The sequence below is a fragment of the Pseudoalteromonas sp. MMG022 genome (assembly GCF_021654245.1).
Taxonomy (GTDB): domain Bacteria; phylum Pseudomonadota; class Gammaproteobacteria; order Enterobacterales; family Alteromonadaceae; genus Pseudoalteromonas; species Pseudoalteromonas amylolytica.
Window position 1 is genome coordinate 70,409 of record NZ_JAKFZQ010000002.1, and the last position, 18,359, is coordinate 88,767.

At 42.6% G+C, this 18,359-nt stretch carries 17 protein-coding genes; 9 read left to right on the plus strand and 8 right to left on the minus strand.

The window, feature by feature from the left end; translation table 11 throughout:
• The first annotated feature begins 32 nt into the window (after positions 1–32).
• Positions 33–401, plus strand: coding sequence for a hypothetical protein (locus tag L1070_RS02045; RefSeq protein WP_070983044.1), 369 nt, complete (start codon positions 33–35; stop codon positions 399–401).
• Positions 402–445: 44 nt separating this feature from the next.
• Entirely contained in the window at positions 446–1,312 is an 867-nt protein-coding gene (cdd, locus tag L1070_RS02050; RefSeq protein WP_237124281.1) for a cytidine deaminase, read from the plus strand.
• A 60-nt stretch (positions 1,313–1,372) separates the two neighbouring features.
• On the opposite strand, the gene udp is transcribed toward cdd, so the two are convergent.
• The gene (gene udp / locus L1070_RS02055) at positions 1,373–2,125 is read right to left on the minus strand and encodes a uridine phosphorylase (RefSeq protein ID WP_070983042.1); all 753 of its coding nucleotides are present in this window, start codon (positions 2,123–2,125) and stop codon (positions 1,373–1,375) included.
• A 156-nt stretch (positions 2,126–2,281) separates the two neighbouring features.
• On the opposite strand from udp, the gene L1070_RS02060 reads away from it, so the two are divergent.
• The 3 genes from L1070_RS02060 to L1070_RS02070 all read left to right on the plus strand — a co-directional run bounded on the left by L1070_RS02060 (position 2,282) and on the right by L1070_RS02070 (position 5,319).
• Entirely contained in the window at positions 2,282–3,061 is a 780-nt protein-coding gene (locus L1070_RS02060) for a DUF2189 domain-containing protein (RefSeq protein ID WP_237124282.1), read from the plus strand.
• Positions 3,062–3,369: 308 nt separating this feature from the next.
• Complete coding sequence (locus L1070_RS02065; RefSeq protein WP_237124283.1) at positions 3,370–4,482, plus strand: arginase family protein; 1,113 nt, start codon at positions 3,370–3,372, stop codon at positions 4,480–4,482.
• 141 nt (positions 4,483–4,623) lie between these two features.
• A complete protein-coding gene (locus L1070_RS02070) occupies positions 4,624–5,319 on the plus strand; it encodes a transporter substrate-binding domain-containing protein (RefSeq protein ID WP_070983039.1) in 696 nt (231 codons plus the stop codon).
• A gap of 25 nt (positions 5,320–5,344) precedes the next feature.
• Here the strand turns inward: L1070_RS02070 and L1070_RS02075 are convergent, their stop codons facing one another.
• Together L1070_RS02075 and L1070_RS02080 are read right to left on the minus strand one after the other, a co-directional pair.
• Entirely contained in the window at positions 5,345–5,590 is a 246-nt protein-coding gene (locus tag L1070_RS02075) for a VF530 family protein (protein ID WP_070983038.1), read from the minus strand.
• A 24-nt stretch (positions 5,591–5,614) separates the two neighbouring features.
• Positions 5,615–5,905 carry a DUF1496 domain-containing protein gene (locus L1070_RS02080; protein ID WP_070983037.1) on the minus strand — a complete coding sequence of 97 codons (291 nt, stop codon included), beginning with the start codon at positions 5,903–5,905 and terminating at the stop codon, positions 5,615–5,617.
• Between the two features lie 112 nt (positions 5,906–6,017).
• Here L1070_RS02080 and L1070_RS02085 point away from each other — a divergent pair, with 112 nt between their 5' ends.
• The gene (locus L1070_RS02085; protein ID WP_070983036.1) at positions 6,018–6,248 is read left to right on the plus strand and encodes a TIGR02647 family protein; all 231 of its coding nucleotides are present in this window, start codon (positions 6,018–6,020) and stop codon (positions 6,246–6,248) included.
• Positions 6,249–6,251: 3 nt separating this feature from the next.
• Here L1070_RS02085 and maiA read toward each other — a convergent pair whose 3' ends face one another.
• Together maiA and hmgA are read right to left on the minus strand one after the other, a co-directional pair.
• The gene (maiA, locus tag L1070_RS02090; RefSeq protein ID WP_070983035.1) at positions 6,252–6,878 is read right to left on the minus strand and encodes a maleylacetoacetate isomerase; all 627 of its coding nucleotides are present in this window, start codon (positions 6,876–6,878) and stop codon (positions 6,252–6,254) included.
• A 70-nt stretch (positions 6,879–6,948) separates the two neighbouring features.
• Positions 6,949–8,244 (minus strand): homogentisate 1,2-dioxygenase, encoded by a 1,296-nt coding sequence (hmgA, locus tag L1070_RS02095; protein WP_237124284.1) that lies wholly within the window; start codon positions 8,242–8,244, stop codon positions 6,949–6,951.
• A 128-nt stretch (positions 8,245–8,372) separates the two neighbouring features.
• Here hmgA and L1070_RS02100 point away from each other — a divergent pair, with 128 nt between their 5' ends.
• Positions 8,373–8,807 carry a MarR family winged helix-turn-helix transcriptional regulator gene (locus L1070_RS02100; RefSeq protein ID WP_237124285.1) on the plus strand — a complete coding sequence of 145 codons (435 nt, stop codon included), beginning with the start codon at positions 8,373–8,375 and terminating at the stop codon, positions 8,805–8,807.
• A gap of 53 nt (positions 8,808–8,860) precedes the next feature.
• Here L1070_RS02100 and L1070_RS02105 read toward each other — a convergent pair whose 3' ends face one another.
• From L1070_RS02105 to L1070_RS02115, 3 genes are all read right to left on the minus strand, one after another.
• Positions 8,861–12,115 carry a TonB-dependent receptor gene (locus L1070_RS02105; RefSeq protein ID WP_237124286.1) on the minus strand — a complete coding sequence of 1,085 codons (3,255 nt, stop codon included), beginning with the start codon at positions 12,113–12,115 and terminating at the stop codon, positions 8,861–8,863.
• Between the two features lie 208 nt (positions 12,116–12,323).
• The gene (locus tag L1070_RS02110) at positions 12,324–15,416 is read right to left on the minus strand and encodes a TonB-dependent receptor (protein WP_237124287.1); all 3,093 of its coding nucleotides are present in this window, start codon (positions 15,414–15,416) and stop codon (positions 12,324–12,326) included.
• 38 nt (positions 15,417–15,454) lie between these two features.
• A complete protein-coding gene (locus L1070_RS02115) occupies positions 15,455–16,306 on the minus strand; it encodes a S1/P1 nuclease (protein WP_237124288.1) in 852 nt (283 codons plus the stop codon).
• 383 nt (positions 16,307–16,689) lie between these two features.
• Between L1070_RS02115 and L1070_RS02120 the strand changes: the two genes are divergently transcribed.
• Together L1070_RS02120 and L1070_RS02125 are read left to right on the plus strand one after the other, a co-directional pair.
• A complete protein-coding gene (locus tag L1070_RS02120) occupies positions 16,690–17,427 on the plus strand; it encodes a PhnD/SsuA/transferrin family substrate-binding protein (protein ID WP_237124289.1) in 738 nt (245 codons plus the stop codon).
• Positions 17,417–18,343, plus strand: a complete 927-nt coding sequence (locus L1070_RS02125) for a hypothetical protein (RefSeq protein ID WP_237124290.1) — start codon at positions 17,417–17,419, stop codon at positions 18,341–18,343. The genes L1070_RS02120 and L1070_RS02125 overlap by 11 nt, the downstream gene beginning before the upstream one ends.
• Positions 18,344–18,359 lie beyond the last annotated feature (16 nt).

Here is an 18,359-nt window from a genome sequence, read left to right on the forward strand (position 1 = left end):
CGACGCAGGGGCATTTTTTGACTAGAGGTTCAATGTCTACTCTTTCTACCAGTATCACTTACGATGATACGACGTCTTTGATCTTGATGACGCTACGTGGCCGCGTTAATGCAGAGGACGTGGTGAATGTCTATCAAATAGCGAACGATTATGCAAAAGTGCATAACAGCTCGAAGATTCTAATTGACTTAAGTGACGTAGAGCATTGCTTTGCGGCAATAGATATTGTTGACTTTATGCCGAAAGTTGCCCATTACCTGCGTGATTTCACTGTTGCTCGAGTCGTTGGCTTCGAAGGCTATATGCATGACTTATTTTTGCAAAAAGCAAGGCGCTACAACGTTAATGCAGAAAATTTTGAGTGCTTTAAATCTGCAAAGCAATGGTTGTGTAATTTGTAGAATCTGCTTAAACTGTGCTGCCATTAATCAATCATGTTTTAATAATGGCAGTATTTAATCCGCAACAATTAAAAAAACTAGAACAGCAAGCAAAACGCAATCGCGGTCACTTTTCTCACGCACAACTGAATGAGCTACAAGCGCAACTCAGTTGTGATCTAGATACACTTCTAAAAGCTTTATTACCTGTGGCTGCTACCTTTTCTCAGGCTCCTATTTCACATTTTAACGTTGGAGCAGTTGCTTATGATAAGGCAACTGGAGGTGCGTACTTGGGAGCAAACTTAGAGTTTTCTCATCAGGCATTAAGTTTGGTGGTACACGCTGAACAATCAGCAATAAATAATGCTTGGCTAAATGGTGCCAATGAGATCAGTCGTATGGCCATCAGTGATGCCCCATGTGGCTATTGCCGACAGTTTATGAATGAACTAGATAAGTGTGCAGAACTTGCCATCATGTTGCCAACCTTGAATACCAGCTTGAAAGAATTATTGCCCAGTGCTTTTGGTCCACAAGATTTAGACAACTCCCAGCGTTTACTAGCAAGCACTCAAAGCAATATTAAAAGCTTGTCTCATGAAATTAGTGATACGCTTAAAACACATCTACAAAACGCGTATGCGCCGTATTCAGGCAATTTATCAGCGGTAGAAATAAGCACGCAATCCCACGGACAATTTTACGGTCGCTATGCGGAGAATGCGGCCTATAGTCCAAGTTTGTCACCTATGCAGGGGGCATTGAGTCAACTCGCCTTAGCCGGATTAAAGCTTGATGAGGTAGCGATAAACGCGATTACTCTAGTCGAGACCAAGGGATATGAGAATCAGCAAGCTGTGGCTGATGCAGTATTGAAAAGCTATGCTACGGATGCGGTGTTGCTACACGTACTGGCGGAAATGGAGTGAGATTAGATGTTCAGTCGCCTCAGGCTTTATAAGTCATTGAGGCGACTGTGACGCGCTAAGTTATAGTAACAACTCAGCCGCTTTGATAACCACTGCTACAGAGTCATTCTCAACTTTAGCATGGTCGACCGTTGGAATTTCTTGACGGGTTCGATTAACTAGCACACCTGCCACACAGGCTGCCTTGAGTCCTAACGCCGCACACATGGTAAATAAAGTCGCAGACTCCATCTCATAATTCATAACATTAAGGTTTTGCCACTCTTGGCAACTTCCCTGAAAGGCTTTACTCACATAGCCTGAGTAGGTATCGTAACGCTCCTGACCAGGATAAAATGTATCGCTTGAAGCCGTAATGCCGATATGATGGTCAACGCCCAGCTCAATACACGCGTTAACCATAGCCTGTGTACAATGAAAATCAGAAACAGCTGGGTAGCTTAAAGGTGCAAAATGTTGGCTGGCACCGTCCAATCTTACAGACGCAGTGCTAACTAGCACATCACCTTCATTAATATGTGGTTGAATGGCACCGGTTGTTCCTACTCGCAAGAATGTCCGAACCCCAAGTTGAGCCAGCTCCTCAACGGCAATAGAGGTAGAAGGTCCACCAATACCTGTTGAGCAAATCACCACTGACTGACCACGCAGCGTTGCCAAGTACACATGAAACTCACGTGTTTGTGCTAAACAGATAGGATCGCTTAGTTTGTGAGCTATACGTTTAGCTCTCTCAGGATCGCCTGGTACAATGGCTAAAGTCGCACCGTTAAGTGCTTGTTTGTTTAGCCCTAAATGAAATACCTTGTCCATAGTAAACCTTATTTTTGTATAAAGCGTAATGTTTGTTATTAACAGCATTAAAGTACAGGACAGATGTCCGATTTAGCTTATGTGCCTACTCGCTTACTTGCAACTTTATGGCTCATCTTCTAAACCTAAAGTGTAGCAATAATAAGAGGAACCACTATGCCTACATCAGCACCGATTGATAAACATACGGAATTTGCGCGTTGTTTTGAAAGTAATAAAATAAGTACATTTGCTCCCTTTCATTGGCTGGCTCTAGCGTTAAAAGATATTGCCAGAGCGCCGGTGCTAAGTCTAATTTACGGGCTAATATTTACCCTAATACCCGCCACCATAATGTGGCTTGTGTATCAATCTGGTACGCATCTTGTGATACTACCTGCGGTCGTAGCATTTGCATTGATAGGTCCAGCTTTTGCTGCGGGTTTGTATGATGTAGCGTGGGAGCTAGAAAAAGGCCATACACCTACCTTTACTCACAGCTTAAAATCTATGTTTAGAAACCCAGCGGGCGAATGGGGCTTTGCAGTACTTTTGATGGTGATTATGATCGTTTGGATGCGATTGGCGGCATTGATCCATGCCCTATATCCAAATGTATCAAACCCAACCTTCGAGCAGTTATCTGCGTTTCTGACGCTTGGCACTTTGGTTGGGGGCATACTAATGATATCTGTATTTGCTATTTCGGCATTTACGCCACAAATTATGATGGAGCGTAGAGTCGATATCATGACCGCAGTGGTAAGCTCAATTCACGCAGTTAAATCCAATGTTGGTGCGATGCTTGTTTGGTGCGCAATCATTGTCACACTCGTATTAGTTGGCTTTCTAACTGGCACAGCTGGCTTTATCGTGATTATGCCGTTGTTGAGTTATGCCAGTTGGCATGGCTATATTGCAATTATTAAAACCAAAAAGCCCAGAGGGTATGAATAACCCTTAACTATTCATCAGTTGTGAATATAAAACCACGGTCGAAAAGTTTAGGCTTTTGACCGTGGTTGACTTTGTTCACAACGATGTTATACCTCCTGCAAGTTCACATTATTCATTGCGTTTTATCATTGAGTGAAGAAATGAAATCTGCTTAACGTATTGCTTTATATGGCTTTAATTAATTCATGAAAATAAAGCTAAATTTGGTACGACGCACTAAAGCGGGTAATCATCACAGTCAGTCATAATATTAGTCAAAGCAGCTAAACGCATGAATATGCAAGAATCGTTATCTTAGGAGGTTTTAAATGACAATTACAAAGCAACAATTCCAACAGAAACTCGAACACTGTTTATGTCCTCCTGGGGACGGCGTATTTACCGTTAATACAGCAAAAGAAAGAAAAGACGCATTAAGAACCAAACTATATGGTCAAACAGACGGTGTTGATGCACTTTGGAAAGAGTCTTTAACCACACTAGAGAATAGCGCATACAAAGCGGCAATTTTGGGCATTAGCTCTGACTGTGGTGGGGGGATTTTGCGTGGGGCCAACTGGGGACCGTTATTTTTACGCTCAACACTCATCGAGCAACACCCTGATATCAATGCTTTTGATTTAGGTGATGTGCGTGTTATTCCGCATTTGCTTCACGATAAGTATCTGAATGAAGCGACAATCAGCAACTGTCAAAAAGCACTTTACCAAGACGCTAGCAGCGATTACTACGTCTCTCCGTTGTCGATTACCGAAGATGTCTGTGATGGCTTTTATCAACAGCACCCTGACAAAGGTATCTTTGGTATTGGTGGGGATCATTCAATAAGCTATCCGTTGACCAAATCTTATCTAAAAGCCAAAAGAGATGCGGGTAAGCGTACTGCTATTATTCATTTTGATGCGCATACGGATTTATTGGTAGAACGCTTGGGCATTGATTTGTGTTTTGGTTCTTGGTGTACACATATACTAGAGTACCTTCCTGCGCCCCACCATTTGATCCAGTTTGGCATACGTTCAAGCGGTAAAGATAAGTTACACTGGGAGTCTACCTTTGGAGTGAAACAACACTGGGCGCATGAAATTCGTGAACAGGGAGCCGATGCGATAGTACAGCAAGTGATTGCCCAGCTTAAAGTCGATAAAGTAGATGAGCTATATGTGAGCTTTGATATTGATGCACTTGATGAAGAGTTTGCTGCTGCTACTGGCACGCCTGAGGGGAATGGTATGACCCCAGATGAAGCGATGACTATTTTACGTGCGCTGCGTGCTGAGTTTCCTATTACAGGCGCTGATATGATGGAAATTGCGCCATTTACAGATAGCTCGTTAGTTGGTCAGTCTAGCTCTGAGACTACGTTGCGTGAAGGCGCTAAGATATCCGCATTTCTAATTGATGCAATCAACAACGCTTGATAATTCATTCTCGCATTTTGAACAGGTAGTGATTTAAGCATTACCTGTTCCAAACAGCTACATTCCTTAGCCAATTCTGTTGTAATTCTGGTAAATACGCTATATTTCTTTTTAGTCCACAGGGTTACAGGTTGTTGTTACATGCGTGCATGGTTAATCATATTGACAGTGTTTTCATACGCAGTTAGTGCAAGTGAACTCAATGTGTTAACTGAAGAATTTCCTTACTTTCAGTATACTGATGAACGTGGTGACCTTGTTGGCTCCGCCGCAGATAAAGTGAGAAGGGTGCTGAATAATGCAGAAATTGACTACAGTATCAATGTAGATACATGGTCAGTTACATACAATGCAGCCCAACGAAACTCCAACAGCTGTATTTTTTCTATTGCTCGTGCACAATCCCGTGAAAAGCTTTTTGATTGGTTGTTTCCTTTAGGACAGTTTAGCGTGTCATTCTATGGCTTGCGGGATAAAAAATACTCGATAAATTCGCTTGAAGATGCAAAGCAATATAAAACAGCGGTGATTAGGCAAAACTTCAGTCATTTATATTTAAAAGAAAACGGCTTTGTAGATGAGCAGCACTTGCTGATCATCTCTACGTTCGACAATGTGTTTGAATTGCTGGCTACGCGTAAAGGTTTGCTCGACTTAGTGATTTTGAGTGATATCCAGTTTGAGTATAAGAGTAAAACGGAACCACTCGCTAAAGAACTTGAAAAGTTATACACCTTGCCAAACTTCGGTTCTCAGCTGTATTTTGCGTGTAATAAAGAGCTATCAACGAGTACGAAAAATAAAATCATACGCGCGCACGATGCCTTGTATAAATAAGCTGTGCGCAGGCTAATGAGATTGTTCACTTCTTTATGGTTGGCCACACAAAACCATGAAAAGTATCTAAATATAATTGCTCTACTTTTTCTCTTGCCCAAGGCGTTTTGCGTAGAAATTTCAGACTAGATTTGACACTCGGATCATGAGTAAAACAGCGAATGTTGACCACTTCTCCCATCGCTTTCCAGCCTAATTCTTGCTCAAGCTTAACTATGATATCTTCTAGTTTTACGCCATGAAGAGGGTTATTGGGCTGTTGTTGTGTCATTACATCACCTAAATCTTAAAACGCCTATTTTACCCTGATTGTCTTTACTGGGTCTAGCCTAATGGGTTGTCCTTCTTTATCGGCCTTTAGCCACACCAACTGACTTTGCGGTTGGTTTACATATTTATGTGTACAAACAAAAGTATGCTCTAACTGTTTAATGAGCGACCCTTCACTGTACTGTACTCCTTGATACCAACAAACGTTGTACGGCATCTCCAGTAGAGTCACATTTTTGTGATTTGTATCAACTGCACGCGCCTGAGTTGTTGTTAATAATAATGTAAATAGCGCGATATAAATAAGTGATTTCATGGCAGAACTCCCAGAGTTGGCTAATCTTAAATTAACGCAATTCAGTGCACGCTATGCATGACACTATATCGCTAACTATATAACAAGATTAAAATAAAAGAAGGGGATCGCAATGGCGTTTGATCAAAATATGATGGCAGAGCTAACATTACTGGCGAAGTTTCCCAGAACCAGTATGCATCAAGGGATTAAAATACATAGTAATGCGGAGCAAAGTTTGCGTGATGCGGCGCAAAGGCTTTATGACAAAGGCATAATAGATAGCCCAGATGGTGGTTATCTTACCGATCTGGGCTTGGACTTGATCTCGCACTTAGATCAGGTTCACTGTGCTTTACAGTAAACTCTATTGCGCGTCAGGTTGGTTCTCTGGCGCAGCGTCACTAAATGCAGCCATTTCATTACAGCGCTGGTAAATAGCGGCAATTTTCGGGAATGGTGTCATATCCACTTTAAAGCGTAATGCGTTAAATACCTGTGGTACCAAGCAAACATCAGCAAGCGTTGGTTTATCGCCAAAACAGAACGGTGAATCACCTAGCATAGCTTCAAGCTTCTTAAACCCTTCAATGACCCAATGACGATACCAAGTATTCTTCTGTTCATCGTCGACATTTAGTTCTTGGCTGAGATACTTCAGTACGCGCAAGTTATCGATAGGGTGGATGTCACAAGCAATTGCATAGCAGAAGTTACGTACTTGTGCCTTTTGCCAAGGATCATTTGGCAGTAGTGGAGTATCTGTGTGGGTTTCTTCTAGCCATTCTAAGATAGCAAGAGATTGCGCTAGCACACCTTGTTCTGTTTCAAGTGCTGGCAGCAAGCCCTGTGGATTTTTCTTCGTATACGCTTCACCTTGTTGTTCTGATTTGAGTAGGTTTACACCTACCAACTCATGAGGGATGTTTTTTAGGTTAAGAGCAATACGTACACGGTATGCTGCGGATGAGCGAAAGTAAGTATATAGTTTCATTGCTTGTTCCTTAATCACGACAAAAGGCACTCATTATGAGTGCCTTGTGAATTTTTCTATCAGGCTTAGCTTACGCGCCTTTGTAGTATTTTTTAATGCCTTTCCAACAATCGGCGTAATTTGGCTGACGCTCTTTGCCTTCAAGGGCATACTTAGTTGGAGAGATAACATAGCGAGACTCAAACATAAACGCTAGCGTGTTTTCGTAGCGCTGCGGCTCAAGTTCCGCATTTGACGCTTTCTCAAATACATCAGCTTCAGGGCCATGCGGAGACATACAGTTATGTAAGCTCATGCCACCTGGTACAAAACCATGCTCTTTTGCGTCGTAAACACCTTCTATTAAGCCCATGAATTCACTCATAATATTACGGTGGTAATACGGTGGACGGAAAGTATTTTCTGCCACCATCCAGCGTGGTGGGAAGATCACAAAGTCAACGTTTGCCACGCCCGCTGTGCCAGATGGCGAAGTCAGTACAGTAAAGATTGATGGATCTGGGTGGTCAAAGCTCACCGTATTCATGACGTTGAAACGTGCTAAGTCATATTTATAAGGTGCGCTGTTACCTGTCCATGCAACAACATCAAGCGGTGAGTGGCCGATATCACAACGGAATAGGTTACCGTTGAACTTAGCAACTAGCTCAAAATCACCTTCTTTGTCTTCAAACGCAGCTACTGGGTACTGGAAGTCACGTTCGTTCGTGTAACCATTGGCCCCAACTGGGCCACGCTCTGGTAACACCAATGGGTGACCATAGTTTTCACAAATATAACCGCGAACCTGATCACTAATAAGCTCTACTGAGAACTTGATACCACGAGGGATCACCGCAATTTCACCTGGACGAATGGCCAACTTACCACACTCGGTGTGAAGCACGAGTTCACCCTGTTGCGGTACAAATAGGAGTTCACCATCGGCATTGTAGAAGTAACGACCTGCCATTGAAGCATTTGCCACGTATACGTGAATACCAATACCGGATTGACCATTCGCACTACCGTTGGCTGCCATGGTAACTAAACCGTCGATGAAATCGGTTTTCTCAGCTGGCACTTCGATAGGGTTCCAACGAAGCATAGTAGGTGGTGTTGGGACCTCTGTGATAGGCGCTGTGCGTAATAAGCCATTATCCATTGGCTGGTAGTCACCTTGCACAACCGAAGGACGAATTCGATAAAACCAGTTACGGCGGTTGTCTGCACGTGGGGCTGTAAACGCGGTGGTATTATATTGTTCTGCGTATAGGTCGTATTTTACTTTCTGTGGCGAAAACTGGCCGATTGGTAAAGCACCTGGTAGTGCTTCAGTTTCAAACTCGTTACCAAAGCCTGTTAGGTATTGAAATTCGTTGCTCATAGTCTTTGACTCCTTAGTAGATAGGGTTAAGATACTCTCATGTGAGAGCATTATCAAGTGTCTTTCAATGATCCTTTTGTATATAATTGTTTACGCGTGTATGGGCGTATGGCTAAGAGTTGAGTGAGATGTCACTAAAAATAGACGAATTTTTACCTTATAGACTGGTGAAACTGGCAAATAAAGTGAGTGCTGCTTTCTCTGAGGTTTATTTTGAACAGGCAGGTTTAACTGTACCTCAGTGGCGGGTGATTGCGCATTTGGCGCAGCAAAAGCAGTGCTCTGCAAAGCGCTTATGTGATCTTGCAGAGATTGATAAATCCACCATGTCGCGGGCGGTGAAGCAGTTAACAGATAAACAACTTATTGAGCTTTGTGCAGACCCCAATGATAAGCGAGCAAAGCTCTTAAGCTTAACCAAAGGCGGAGAGGCGCTTTACGGGCAACTTTCGCCAAAAGCACTTGAGTGGGAAGAAGGCTTGTTAAGTGAGCTTTCTGATGATGAAAAACAGGTGTTACGACATGTTATGGATAAAATAGAGCAGCAAGTGGATAAACAATAAAAAAGGCCAACATGATGTTGGCCTTTTAAATTTATGCGCTAATCAAATGGTGATTAGAACGTGTAACGGATACCGATTTTCGCTTGCCACGCAGAAGAACCCTTTACGATTTCTGAGTAGTTACGAACGTCGGAACCTTGGTAACGCTCATCAATGATTAGCTTACCGTTGTCATCTAAACCACCAAAGTCGTACAACTTCTGGTCTGAGTAAGAAATTTTCTTTTCAATGCCCCAATCGCTGTTAAGCAAGTTGGCGAAGTTTTCAACCATGATGTAAAGCTCACCTTTGTGACCTTCGTAGAAACCAGGGATTTCTTGCTTAAAGCTTACATCCATTGTTGTAACCCAAGGCTGTGTGCCTGTGTTACGGTCTAGCAACTGACCACGTTCTGAGATACCTGCGCGGTTAAGTAACGCTTCTAATTGGTCCCAAGATAAACCTGACTCTTCCCAGTTTACGTTTGCATCATCAGCGCCTGTTGGGATGTATGCAAGATATGCAGATGTGCTGTTAAAGCTACGTGTATCACCGAAGTCTCCATCGCGGTATGAGCCCATAGTGTAGCTAAATGGACGACCTGAACGACGTTCGAAGAACACGTTAAATTTAGACGCATAACCTTCGAAGAATTCAGTGTTATAACGTAAGTTTAGCTTGAAGCTGTGTTCAACTTCATAGTGACCACGGCCTACTAGGTCTACATTACGGCTATGTACTGCCGCGTGCTTGTAGTTACTTTCTGCGCGTGACGAGCTACCAGGGTTTACATCTTCTACGTCTTGGTGTGCATAGCTCGCTGAAACATATAAACCGTTATCCCATTCTTTTGCAATTGACGTAGAAAGAATGATTGAACGACCATCTTCATCAGCGTTAGTCATCATGATATCGAAGTTGTCTCTTAAGTCACCTTCGTAGATGCTTTCATAGATAATGCGACCAGTTGCACTCTCACCTACAGGTTTGATAGCAGTGTTACGCCATACGGCTTCGTTCTCTTTTTTGTGGTAAGCTAGTTCAGCGGTCCACTTGAAGCCATCGCCTAGTAGCTCTGAGTCGAAATCATACTCAAAGCCAAGCTGTGCACGAACACTTGAAGGAAGTTCGAAGTCTGGGTCTGTGTAAGCTGTGCTACCTGCACCTTGCTGTAAAGACCCTGTGATTTCACCCGGTACGCGAGTGAAGTCAACTTGCTCAACACCAGAGAAGTAATCGTTGATCGCATTTTGCGACGCTTCAACAAACGTAATACCGTCGTTTTGGAATGGTGCGTTATACCAAACGTTTGGAATACCACCTTGGAAACGACCAATACCACCGTTAACGGTTAGTGACTCAGTAGCGTAGTACTTGAATCCAACACGTGGCAAGATGATATCAATACCGTCTAGGTTTTCTTGGTTGGTATATCCATAAGTTTCTTGGAAAGCGGTATTTAACGTTGGTTTATCGCTTGAAGATAGACGCTCATAACGTAAACCCGCTGTCATTTCTAAATCATCAGTAGGGTAGAACTTATCTTCGATGTATAACGCTAACTGGCTACGTGTTGCATCATAGGCAAGATCATTTACGTCACCCGTGTATGAGTTGGCATATGTAAATTGATAGTTGTCACGGTTAATGTGTAGCTTTTTGTTTTCGAAGTCTTCTAGGCTACCGAAAGTCCATGAACCCATTGAGTTCTCAGCAAACAGGTTGTAAAGACGTAGGTCTTCTAGCTGAGCACCAAAAGTAATCTCGTGATCACCCATCAAGTAAGTCGCATCAAAAGTAAGTGCAAGCGTTTCTGTTTCAGCTTCATTTCTGTGGCGATAAACATCACGACCGAACTCAAATGAATCGCCACGACCACCGTCAACATACACTTTGATAGTACCTAAATCTGAATTTGTAACACTGTCGTTAGATACGTTTTTGTAAGCAACGCCAATTTCAGTTGAGAAATCATCAGACCAATCTGAATAAAGCTTTGCTGCAAAGTTGTCAAACTTAGTAGTGTAGTCATAACGGCTTGACGCCATTGTTATTGAGCTACCACCCGTTGAGAAACCACGTGCGTCTGATTCATCTTGCCACTGGTAAGTGAAATCTGCACGGTGCAGGTCATTAATGTTCCAGCTTAATTTGATAAGTAAGCTATCACTGGTATCTTCTGGGTTGCCGCCGAAGCTGTCTTCTACCCCATACACCGAACTTAGCGTGTTGATGAAACGGTTATAATCGTCTTGTTTTACGTCAAACTCGTGCGCAGTGCCAGAGCCGTCAAACCCGTAATCCATATCCATCTCTTGTTTCCAAGAGTTATAGTTTACAAAGTAGAATAACTCGTCTTTTACGATAGCGCCGCCAGTGCTAAAACCAAAGCGCTTTTCAGTGATGATAGGGTCAGTGCTTGAGGTTTCAAATGTTTTATGGCCTACATCGTCATAGATATTGTCGCCAGCTTCGTGAATTACTTCACCATCAGCGTTTAGAACATCTTCTTTGTAAGTTGCTTCAGAGATATTGTCTACTTTGCCAGCCAGGCTTGGTGTACTCGTTTCGTAGAAACCAGTGAAGGTGTATTCGTTAGAGCCTGACTTAGTAACAGCGTTGATTGTACCGCCGCCAAAGTTACCTTTTTTAGCCGAGAAAGGAGAGCTATCAACTGAGATTTGTTCAATTGCATCCAGTGCAACTGGAGGCTGAGAAGTTGGGTAGCCGCCGTAATTCAAACCGAAGTCATCGTTTTGGCCAATGCCGTCAACCGTTAGGCCGTTGGTTCTCGGGTTGCCACCTGCAATGCTTAGCTCGCCGTTACCGTTGATACTTGCTAATGGGTTTAAACGCGCAACATCTTTAATGTCATTGTTAAAGCTTGGTACGTTAGCGATTGTGTCAGCACCAAATACGCTGTTTGACCCGCCAGCTTGCTGAACGATTTTATAACCAGTGACTTCAATTTTTTCTACTTGTTGTAGTGGTTCTAACTGGTTAACGATACGGTGAGTATCGCCAAGTTCAAGGAAGATGTTGTCAAGTTGCGCATCAGAGAACTTGTCAGAATCAAGTACTACGCGGTAAGGACCGCCAACACGAAGACCTTTTGCGATGAACGCACCAGATTCGTTAGTAGTAAAAGTACTGACTGTGCCTGTTGGCTCGTGAATAACAGTAACTTTAACGTTTGCGGCAGCGTCTCCAGAAGGAGTCGTGATTTTACCACGCATTGCAGATGAAGTGTCAGAAGCGAATGCGCTTGCTGATACGCCAAGAGCTAATGCTAAAGCGCCGGCCACTTTTGTTAAGCGAACGTTTTTCATTGTGTTGTTTCCCGTGTGTTTAGGTTATGTTGATTTCAATTAATAAAAGCTAATTTGATGCGTCCCTGAACAAAGCAATATTTAGCTGTAAAACTATTGTACCTATTAACTGAAGTAAATTAATCACAACAAAACACGATTAGCTCCGAAAGGGATACTAACCGTGTTTAACTGATGTATTAATCATTCAATCGATAGGGTTTAGCGCTTAGAAGTTATATTTAACACCGAAGCGAATTTCGTATAACGATGGCTTTATTTCAAAGTCTGTACCTGATGGGTTATTGAACTTTTCAAATACATACTGGCCATTGTCATTAATAGAAGCGGTTACCGCGTTTTGCATCGAGCTACCGGTTTCTAATGTGCCCCAATTGTCGTTTAGCAAGTTGCCAACATTCTTAATAACAAAGAACGCTGAGCCTTTATGACCTTCTGCAAAACCACCAAATTCTTGCTCAACTTTAAGGTCAAATGTTACCCACCATTCACCTTCTTGTGAGTTACGGCCTTGAATATGACCGCGTTTCAAGCCTTCACTCTCAACCCATTTGTCAAATGCTGCTTTGTCGAAGTCTGCACCGTATGCCACCAATGCATCGTCGGCATTTGGTACGTACAGCAAGTCACGCTTTTCATCGGCGTAACCGAACATGCCTGTGTTATTAAACGTATATGAGTAAGGGTTTGTAACACTGGCTTGACCAAATAGGCTGAACTTGGTGTCTAGACCATCAAAGAACTCATGGCTATATGACAAAGACATAGTTGCACGATGAGGCACTTCATAATCAGAGCGAGAAACACCTGGGTTTTGTGGGTCATACGCTGCAATTCTATGGAAGTTAGAGAACGCAACAGAGCTGCCCATTGGGTGTACATCTTGTGCAACTGTGTATGCATAAGACAACGCAAGGTCAATACCGTTATCGAACGACTTGTTCATACCGAATGATAGAACATGGCTGTAACCATCATCACCTTTCACATTGGTCAGCATTAAGTCAGACTCACGAGAGTGTAGCGAGTCGTTATAAATTGGACGACCATCCGGTGCTGTTTCGTCAGACGCCAAAGTGATGTTTTTGATAATCGCTGAATCTTGCTTATCTGTGTACAAGTAATCCGCTGTGAATACATAATCTGATTCTGTGATATATGTAGCACCTAGCGAGAACTTCCACTCTGAAGGAATTTCAAAATCAGGGTCAGTCACGTTTGTGCTATCGTCTACACCACCTGCGCTGATCGTGTCATATAGTGACTGCGGAATAGCGTAACCTGGCTTGCCACCATCTACGAAAGCAACAGCATCTGGGCCAAGTAGCTGAACGTCACGCGCGCTATCTTGAATGTTACGAACACCGTCATTTGAATAGCTGTTTGAGATCCAAACGTTCGGGTTACCACCTGAGTACAGACCAATACCACCGCGCAGTTCTAACTGATCGTTATACACCCAGTTGATGCCCAAGCGTGGTTGTAACAAGTCAACACCGTCAAGGTTTTGCTGGTTAGAAAAGCCAAAACGCTCTTGGAAGTTCGGGTTATGGGCTGGTACGTCATCACTTGTGTACCAATCATAACGAAGACCAGCTGTGATGGTCATATCGTAGTCGATAAGGTCAAACTTATCTTGGAAATACAAAGTATTCAACGCGTATTTAAACTCACCGGCTGCATCAGCAGGGTTGTGAGTTGAGGCGTTACCATAGTATACACGGGCTACACCGTCACGAAGTGCATCGATGCTGCTAAAGCGGTGTTCACCTTCGTTGTGCTGTATGAACATATTGAATACGTCTAACTCTTCACGCTCATAGCCAAAGTAAAGCTCATGATCGTCTAAGTAGTAAGTACCTGCGAACTTCAGTGATAAGTTGTCATACTTTAGTTTGTTAGCTTGGCGAGAGTCGTCAGGGCCTAAGTAAACTGTTACGTCACCAACATTAACCTGAAACTCGCCAAAGCCAGATGCGCGGTCTAAAGAGATTTGACGGTTATCAAGCTCTGAGTAGCCGATGCGTATTTCAGTGGTGAATACATCACTCCAATCTGAGTAGATAGAAGTAACAAATGATTGTAGTTCTGCACCACGTTCATAAAAGTGGTTTGATAGTGAAAGTCTATCTGAGCCTGAATCTGATTGAGACAGTGAGTAACCATCGTTATAGTTGTAAACAAAGCTTGCACGGTGGTCTTCATTGATGTTCCAGTCAAGCTTCACCAATAGCTTTTCGTCTTCAACAGGCATACTTGGGATCATAGAGCCTGCATCATAGCCATATAGATCTTTAGTGATAGCTACAATCTCGTCAATGCTTGCTTTTGAGATTTTACCGTTTGCGTAAGGCGTATATTCGAAGATTTCAGAACCTTCTAGCTTTTCATAGCTGGTGAACAAGAACAGTGAGTCTTCAATTAGCGGCAGGCCAACATTGAAACCATAACGTTTCTCGTTGTAGTCACCGATATTTTGTTTTTGATCTTCGATTGTGTCACCTGAGAGTGAGTCGTTGGTGTAATCGAAGAACACACCACCTGTTAGGCTGTTAGTACCTGACTTTGTTACTGCGTTGATATTACATGATGTAAAGCCACCATATTGAACATCAAATGGCGCAAGCTCTACCGCCACTTGTGCGATAGAGTCAAATGAGAACGGCATGCGTTCAGTAGGGTAACCATTGCTGTTTAGACCAAAGTTATCATTCATGCGCATACCATCAACAGTTAAGCTGTTGAAACGCGGGTTACCGCCGGCACATTGAATCGCACCAGAGCTGCTTTCATCTACATAAATACGAGGGTCTGTACGAACAATATCTTTGATATCACGGTTGATTGCAGGCTTGCTTTGCAACTCAGCCAGTGAGAAGTGTGTTGCAGGGCCTGTACCACCAGATTGGGCTGTAATAGGGCGACCTGTTACAACGATTTGTTCCATATCTTGCTGTGACTTCAACTGCACAGAAACAGGGTAGGTCTTACCAAGAGACAGGTAAATGTCTTCAAGCATCGTATCTTCAAATTTATCTGAGTCTACAATGATTTGATATGGACCGCCTACACGAAGGCCTTTTGCTGAGAAAACACCACTTTCATTAACTACGGCTGTTTTAACTGAGCCAGAAGGGGTGTGAATAATGGTAATTTTAGTACCAGCTGCTGGGTTGCCTTGTGGACCTACGACTTGTCCTTTAAGGCTTGATGCCGTGTCATTGGCAAATGCAACACCGCTGGTAGCTAAACTTGCAGCAATCGCGAGGGATAGCGAAGTTTTGCGCAAAAGAGTTTTCATTATGTTGTTTCCCGTATAATTTAGAGCTTACTAGTTATTTAATCAGCAGTTTTAGAAGTCTTAAGCGCTTCTTTTAATGGCTGCGCCTTTTTATCAAAAATTTGGTTCAATAGGCCTGCTAGTCTAATACCGCCTTGTTGTAAGCGAGTCTTAACTGTAGGCATATATTTGTAAATGTAACGGTAACTTATGTCAGTTTCATTTAAGTTATAAATTTTTTCAGAGATATGGTGCGACTCAAGCAACCAGTCTGCAGGCTCACTGTTCAAATAGTCTTCAATGATAGCGCTATTTGACGTTTTTATGAAACTTGTAAACTCAGTGTAAGAAAGGCGCTCGTTTTCAATGAGGCGAGTGTCCCATGTGCTGTGCAGGTTAGTTTTGTCGCCAAAGAATGTAACATCAATTTTATTACCACCGTGGTCGGCTGCGCGGCCCGCATGGAAAGGCTGGTGACTATCACCCACTAGATGCACTAAAAAGCGTAGAGCAAATCGTTTTTCGTCAATTGATGTGGAGTCTGACTTTAGCGTGTTGATGCCGTAATAAATGCCATCAAGAATGTTCTTTACTTGTTCTTTTGAAGAGATGTTGTGGTGAACATGTTGGTGCATGTTGTCGGCATCAGAAACGTTGATATAGTGCCATTTAGAAGATGTCTTGCTCCAAAACTTGCTGCTGTCAGAGCGCATTTCGTCGGCCCAAGTTGATATCTGAGCAAGCGACTCTCCTTCAAGTAGTGGAGTGAGCGCCTGTTCGGTTGTAGGCGTTAGATGTTGCTCAGCCAATTCTCCAACAATACGATGACCATTTTGGCCCCAAGCAATTGCTTGAGATGAGCTCACTAGTGCGGCAACCGCCACTAATTTTGACAAATTTTTTATTAACATGACTTATTTACTCTGAGTAAAACACGGTGTTCAACCGCTATTTCAATAAGGTCAATTGTCCGTGTTTTTCAAGAAAATAAAAGGAGTCAATTAGATTCATAATTTCTTGTTAATAAAGCTTTATAAACAATCAGTTATATTTATTAAGTAAAGTTACCTATTGCAATAAGTAAAGGAACTTGTTGTAATGACTCTGTTTCTGGGCCAATAAGTTTTCCGTTTTGAATATTCGATACCGTCTGAACAAAAAAACAGCGTTTTTTTTAGTGCTACTACTGAGTTTGATAGGGACATGGTCGCTACCCCATCGATTGGTTAACAGCGATTTAAATAAACTGCTACCTGTTAGTTCTTACTCATATACATGTAAGTTTCCTTCTGCTGTGAATGATGCAGTGTTCAGAGTTCATGTACCAGTACAAGGCATAGCCAGCAGGCTACAAAGCGCATTGTGTGATAACGAGGTGCTAGCCAAGCAGTTTGGCGCTGTTGAAGTTTATTGGGGTGGTAGCTTAGCCGAGCAAATAGAGTTTTTAGCGAAGGGGATTGCCGATCTCATTTTGAGTAAAGACAATATTATGGATGCTATGATGGCGGAATCTACCCAAAACTACATGCCTTTAATTGGATACCCCAGTTATACCGCTTTCTTTATATCCAGTCGCGAAAAACCCAAAATAGAGAAGGCATATTTTTTAGATAAGAAAATAGGTTTGGTTGACTATCCTACTAGTCGCTCGGGGCATATTTTACCCAAACAGGTTTTTAAACAACTGGACATCGATGTTTCAGCTTTGAGCATTGTCTACGCCAGTTCTCACAGCGCTTTGAGAGATCTACTCTCCAAAGGAGAGGTCGACATCATTGCCTCATATTGGCAAGAACATGATCAACTGAGGTTTTCAAAAAATTATATTACGCCTATCGCGGATAATGTAAGTGGTAGCAAGTGGTATATTAAAATGAGCGATGAAAATACAGATTTGGCTTGTTCATTGCAAAACAGCGTCAATGATGTAGTGAACGATATGCAGTCAAACTACTTCCACTCTCTTAAACATTACTGGCAATGTAGTACAGCACCATACGGGCTTATAGAGGGAAGTAGTGATGAGAACTAAATATCATATGCTCTCTAGCTTGGTGTTATTTGTCGTTATCTTTGTTTGCACATTTACGATTTCTAAAGATTCAGCGATAAGACAAAACAGCCAGTTGGATATAAGTAAATTAGCTACGCGTATCGCGCTTGATCTCGATATGCTACCTATTGCAGATCCATTGTTTAACTATAGTGGCAATGAACAAAAGGTCGCGCAATACATCACGTCGATCAATCAACAACTAGAAACTAACAAATCGCGAGTCAGACTTCTGAAGTTAACCAGCTCAGGTAACATCAATCTGCTCCATAACAGCCATTACTACACGCTTAACTCTGCACACCGCCAAGTGGGCTTTATTTATGAGGTTAACACGCATCTGTCCTGGGTGAGTTACATTTTGCCCGTTGCGGTAGCACTCATGGTCTGGGGAGCCTACTTATGGGCGTTTATATTTAGCCGTCGAGAAATAAAAGAAATGTCTTTGGCCCAAGAGTCGGTGGTACCGAACTTGATGATTGATCTTAACACTAAGTTCGTAAGCTTAAGTACCGATCAGCAAGTTCAAATTCAATTAGCGAATAAGCCTCTGTGTTTCTATATTGCGCTTGTGGAATACAGTGTGGCTAATCCTGATGTGATCCTTAATCCAAATAAGGAAGTACCCGATGAATTGATTGCAATTGCTAACAAGTATTTTGAGCGGTTAACAACACTTGGTCATACAGTGCGTAAAAAGCCAAACTTTTCCAATAGTCTAGAAAAGACGTTAAGTGAAATTCGTGCAGCCTTAGATGAAGTATTCGCTGAGTTTCCTGAACTCAAGACGAAATATTATCCGCCAAAAGCTTATGGAGAAGGGTCACGTTCAAAATTGCACAGCTATGGTCTGGTACATATTGAACTTGAAGATATTCAAGTTATAGGGAAGTAGCAGGGGAGACGCTAGC

What these genes read in the sequence shown, in the direction of transcription:
- L1070_RS02060 (WP_237124282.1), top strand. Translation starts at nt 2,282, where the DNA reads ATGCCTACATCAGCACCGATTGATAAACATACGGAATTTGCGCGTTGT.
- L1070_RS02105 (WP_237124286.1), bottom strand. Translation starts at nt 12,115, where the DNA reads ATGAAAAACGTTCGCTTAACAAAAGTGGCCGGCGCTTTAGCATTAGCT.
- L1070_RS02115 (WP_237124288.1), bottom strand. Translation starts at nt 16,306, where the DNA reads ATGTTAATAAAAAATTTGTCAAAATTAGTGGCGGTTGCCGCACTAGTG.
- L1070_RS02065 (WP_237124283.1), top strand. Translation starts at nt 3,370, where the DNA reads ATGACAATTACAAAGCAACAATTCCAACAGAAACTCGAACACTGTTTA.
- cdd (WP_237124281.1), top strand. Translation starts at nt 446, where the DNA reads ATGGCAGTATTTAATCCGCAACAATTAAAAAAACTAGAACAGCAAGCA.
- L1070_RS02125 (WP_237124290.1), top strand. Translation starts at nt 17,417, where the DNA reads ATGAGAACTAAATATCATATGCTCTCTAGCTTGGTGTTATTTGTCGTT.
- L1070_RS02100 (WP_237124285.1), top strand. Translation starts at nt 8,373, where the DNA reads ATGTCACTAAAAATAGACGAATTTTTACCTTATAGACTGGTGAAACTG.
- hmgA (WP_237124284.1), bottom strand. Translation starts at nt 8,244, where the DNA reads ATGAGCAACGAATTTCAATACCTAACAGGCTTTGGTAACGAGTTTGAA.
- L1070_RS02070 (WP_070983039.1), top strand. Translation starts at nt 4,624, where the DNA reads ATGCGTGCATGGTTAATCATATTGACAGTGTTTTCATACGCAGTTAGT.
- L1070_RS02080 (WP_070983037.1), bottom strand. Translation starts at nt 5,905, where the DNA reads ATGAAATCACTTATTTATATCGCGCTATTTACATTATTATTAACAACA.
- L1070_RS02045 (WP_070983044.1), top strand. Translation starts at nt 33, where the DNA reads ATGTCTACTCTTTCTACCAGTATCACTTACGATGATACGACGTCTTTG.
- L1070_RS02110 (WP_237124287.1), bottom strand. Translation starts at nt 15,416, where the DNA reads ATGAAAACTCTTTTGCGCAAAACTTCGCTATCCCTCGCGATTGCTGCA.
- L1070_RS02075 (WP_070983038.1), bottom strand. Translation starts at nt 5,590, where the DNA reads ATGACACAACAACAGCCCAATAACCCTCTTCATGGCGTAAAACTAGAA.
- maiA (WP_070983035.1), bottom strand. Translation starts at nt 6,878, where the DNA reads ATGAAACTATATACTTACTTTCGCTCATCCGCAGCATACCGTGTACGT.
- udp (WP_070983042.1), bottom strand. Translation starts at nt 2,125, where the DNA reads ATGGACAAGGTATTTCATTTAGGGCTAAACAAACAAGCACTTAACGGT.
- L1070_RS02085 (WP_070983036.1), top strand. Translation starts at nt 6,018, where the DNA reads ATGGCGTTTGATCAAAATATGATGGCAGAGCTAACATTACTGGCGAAG.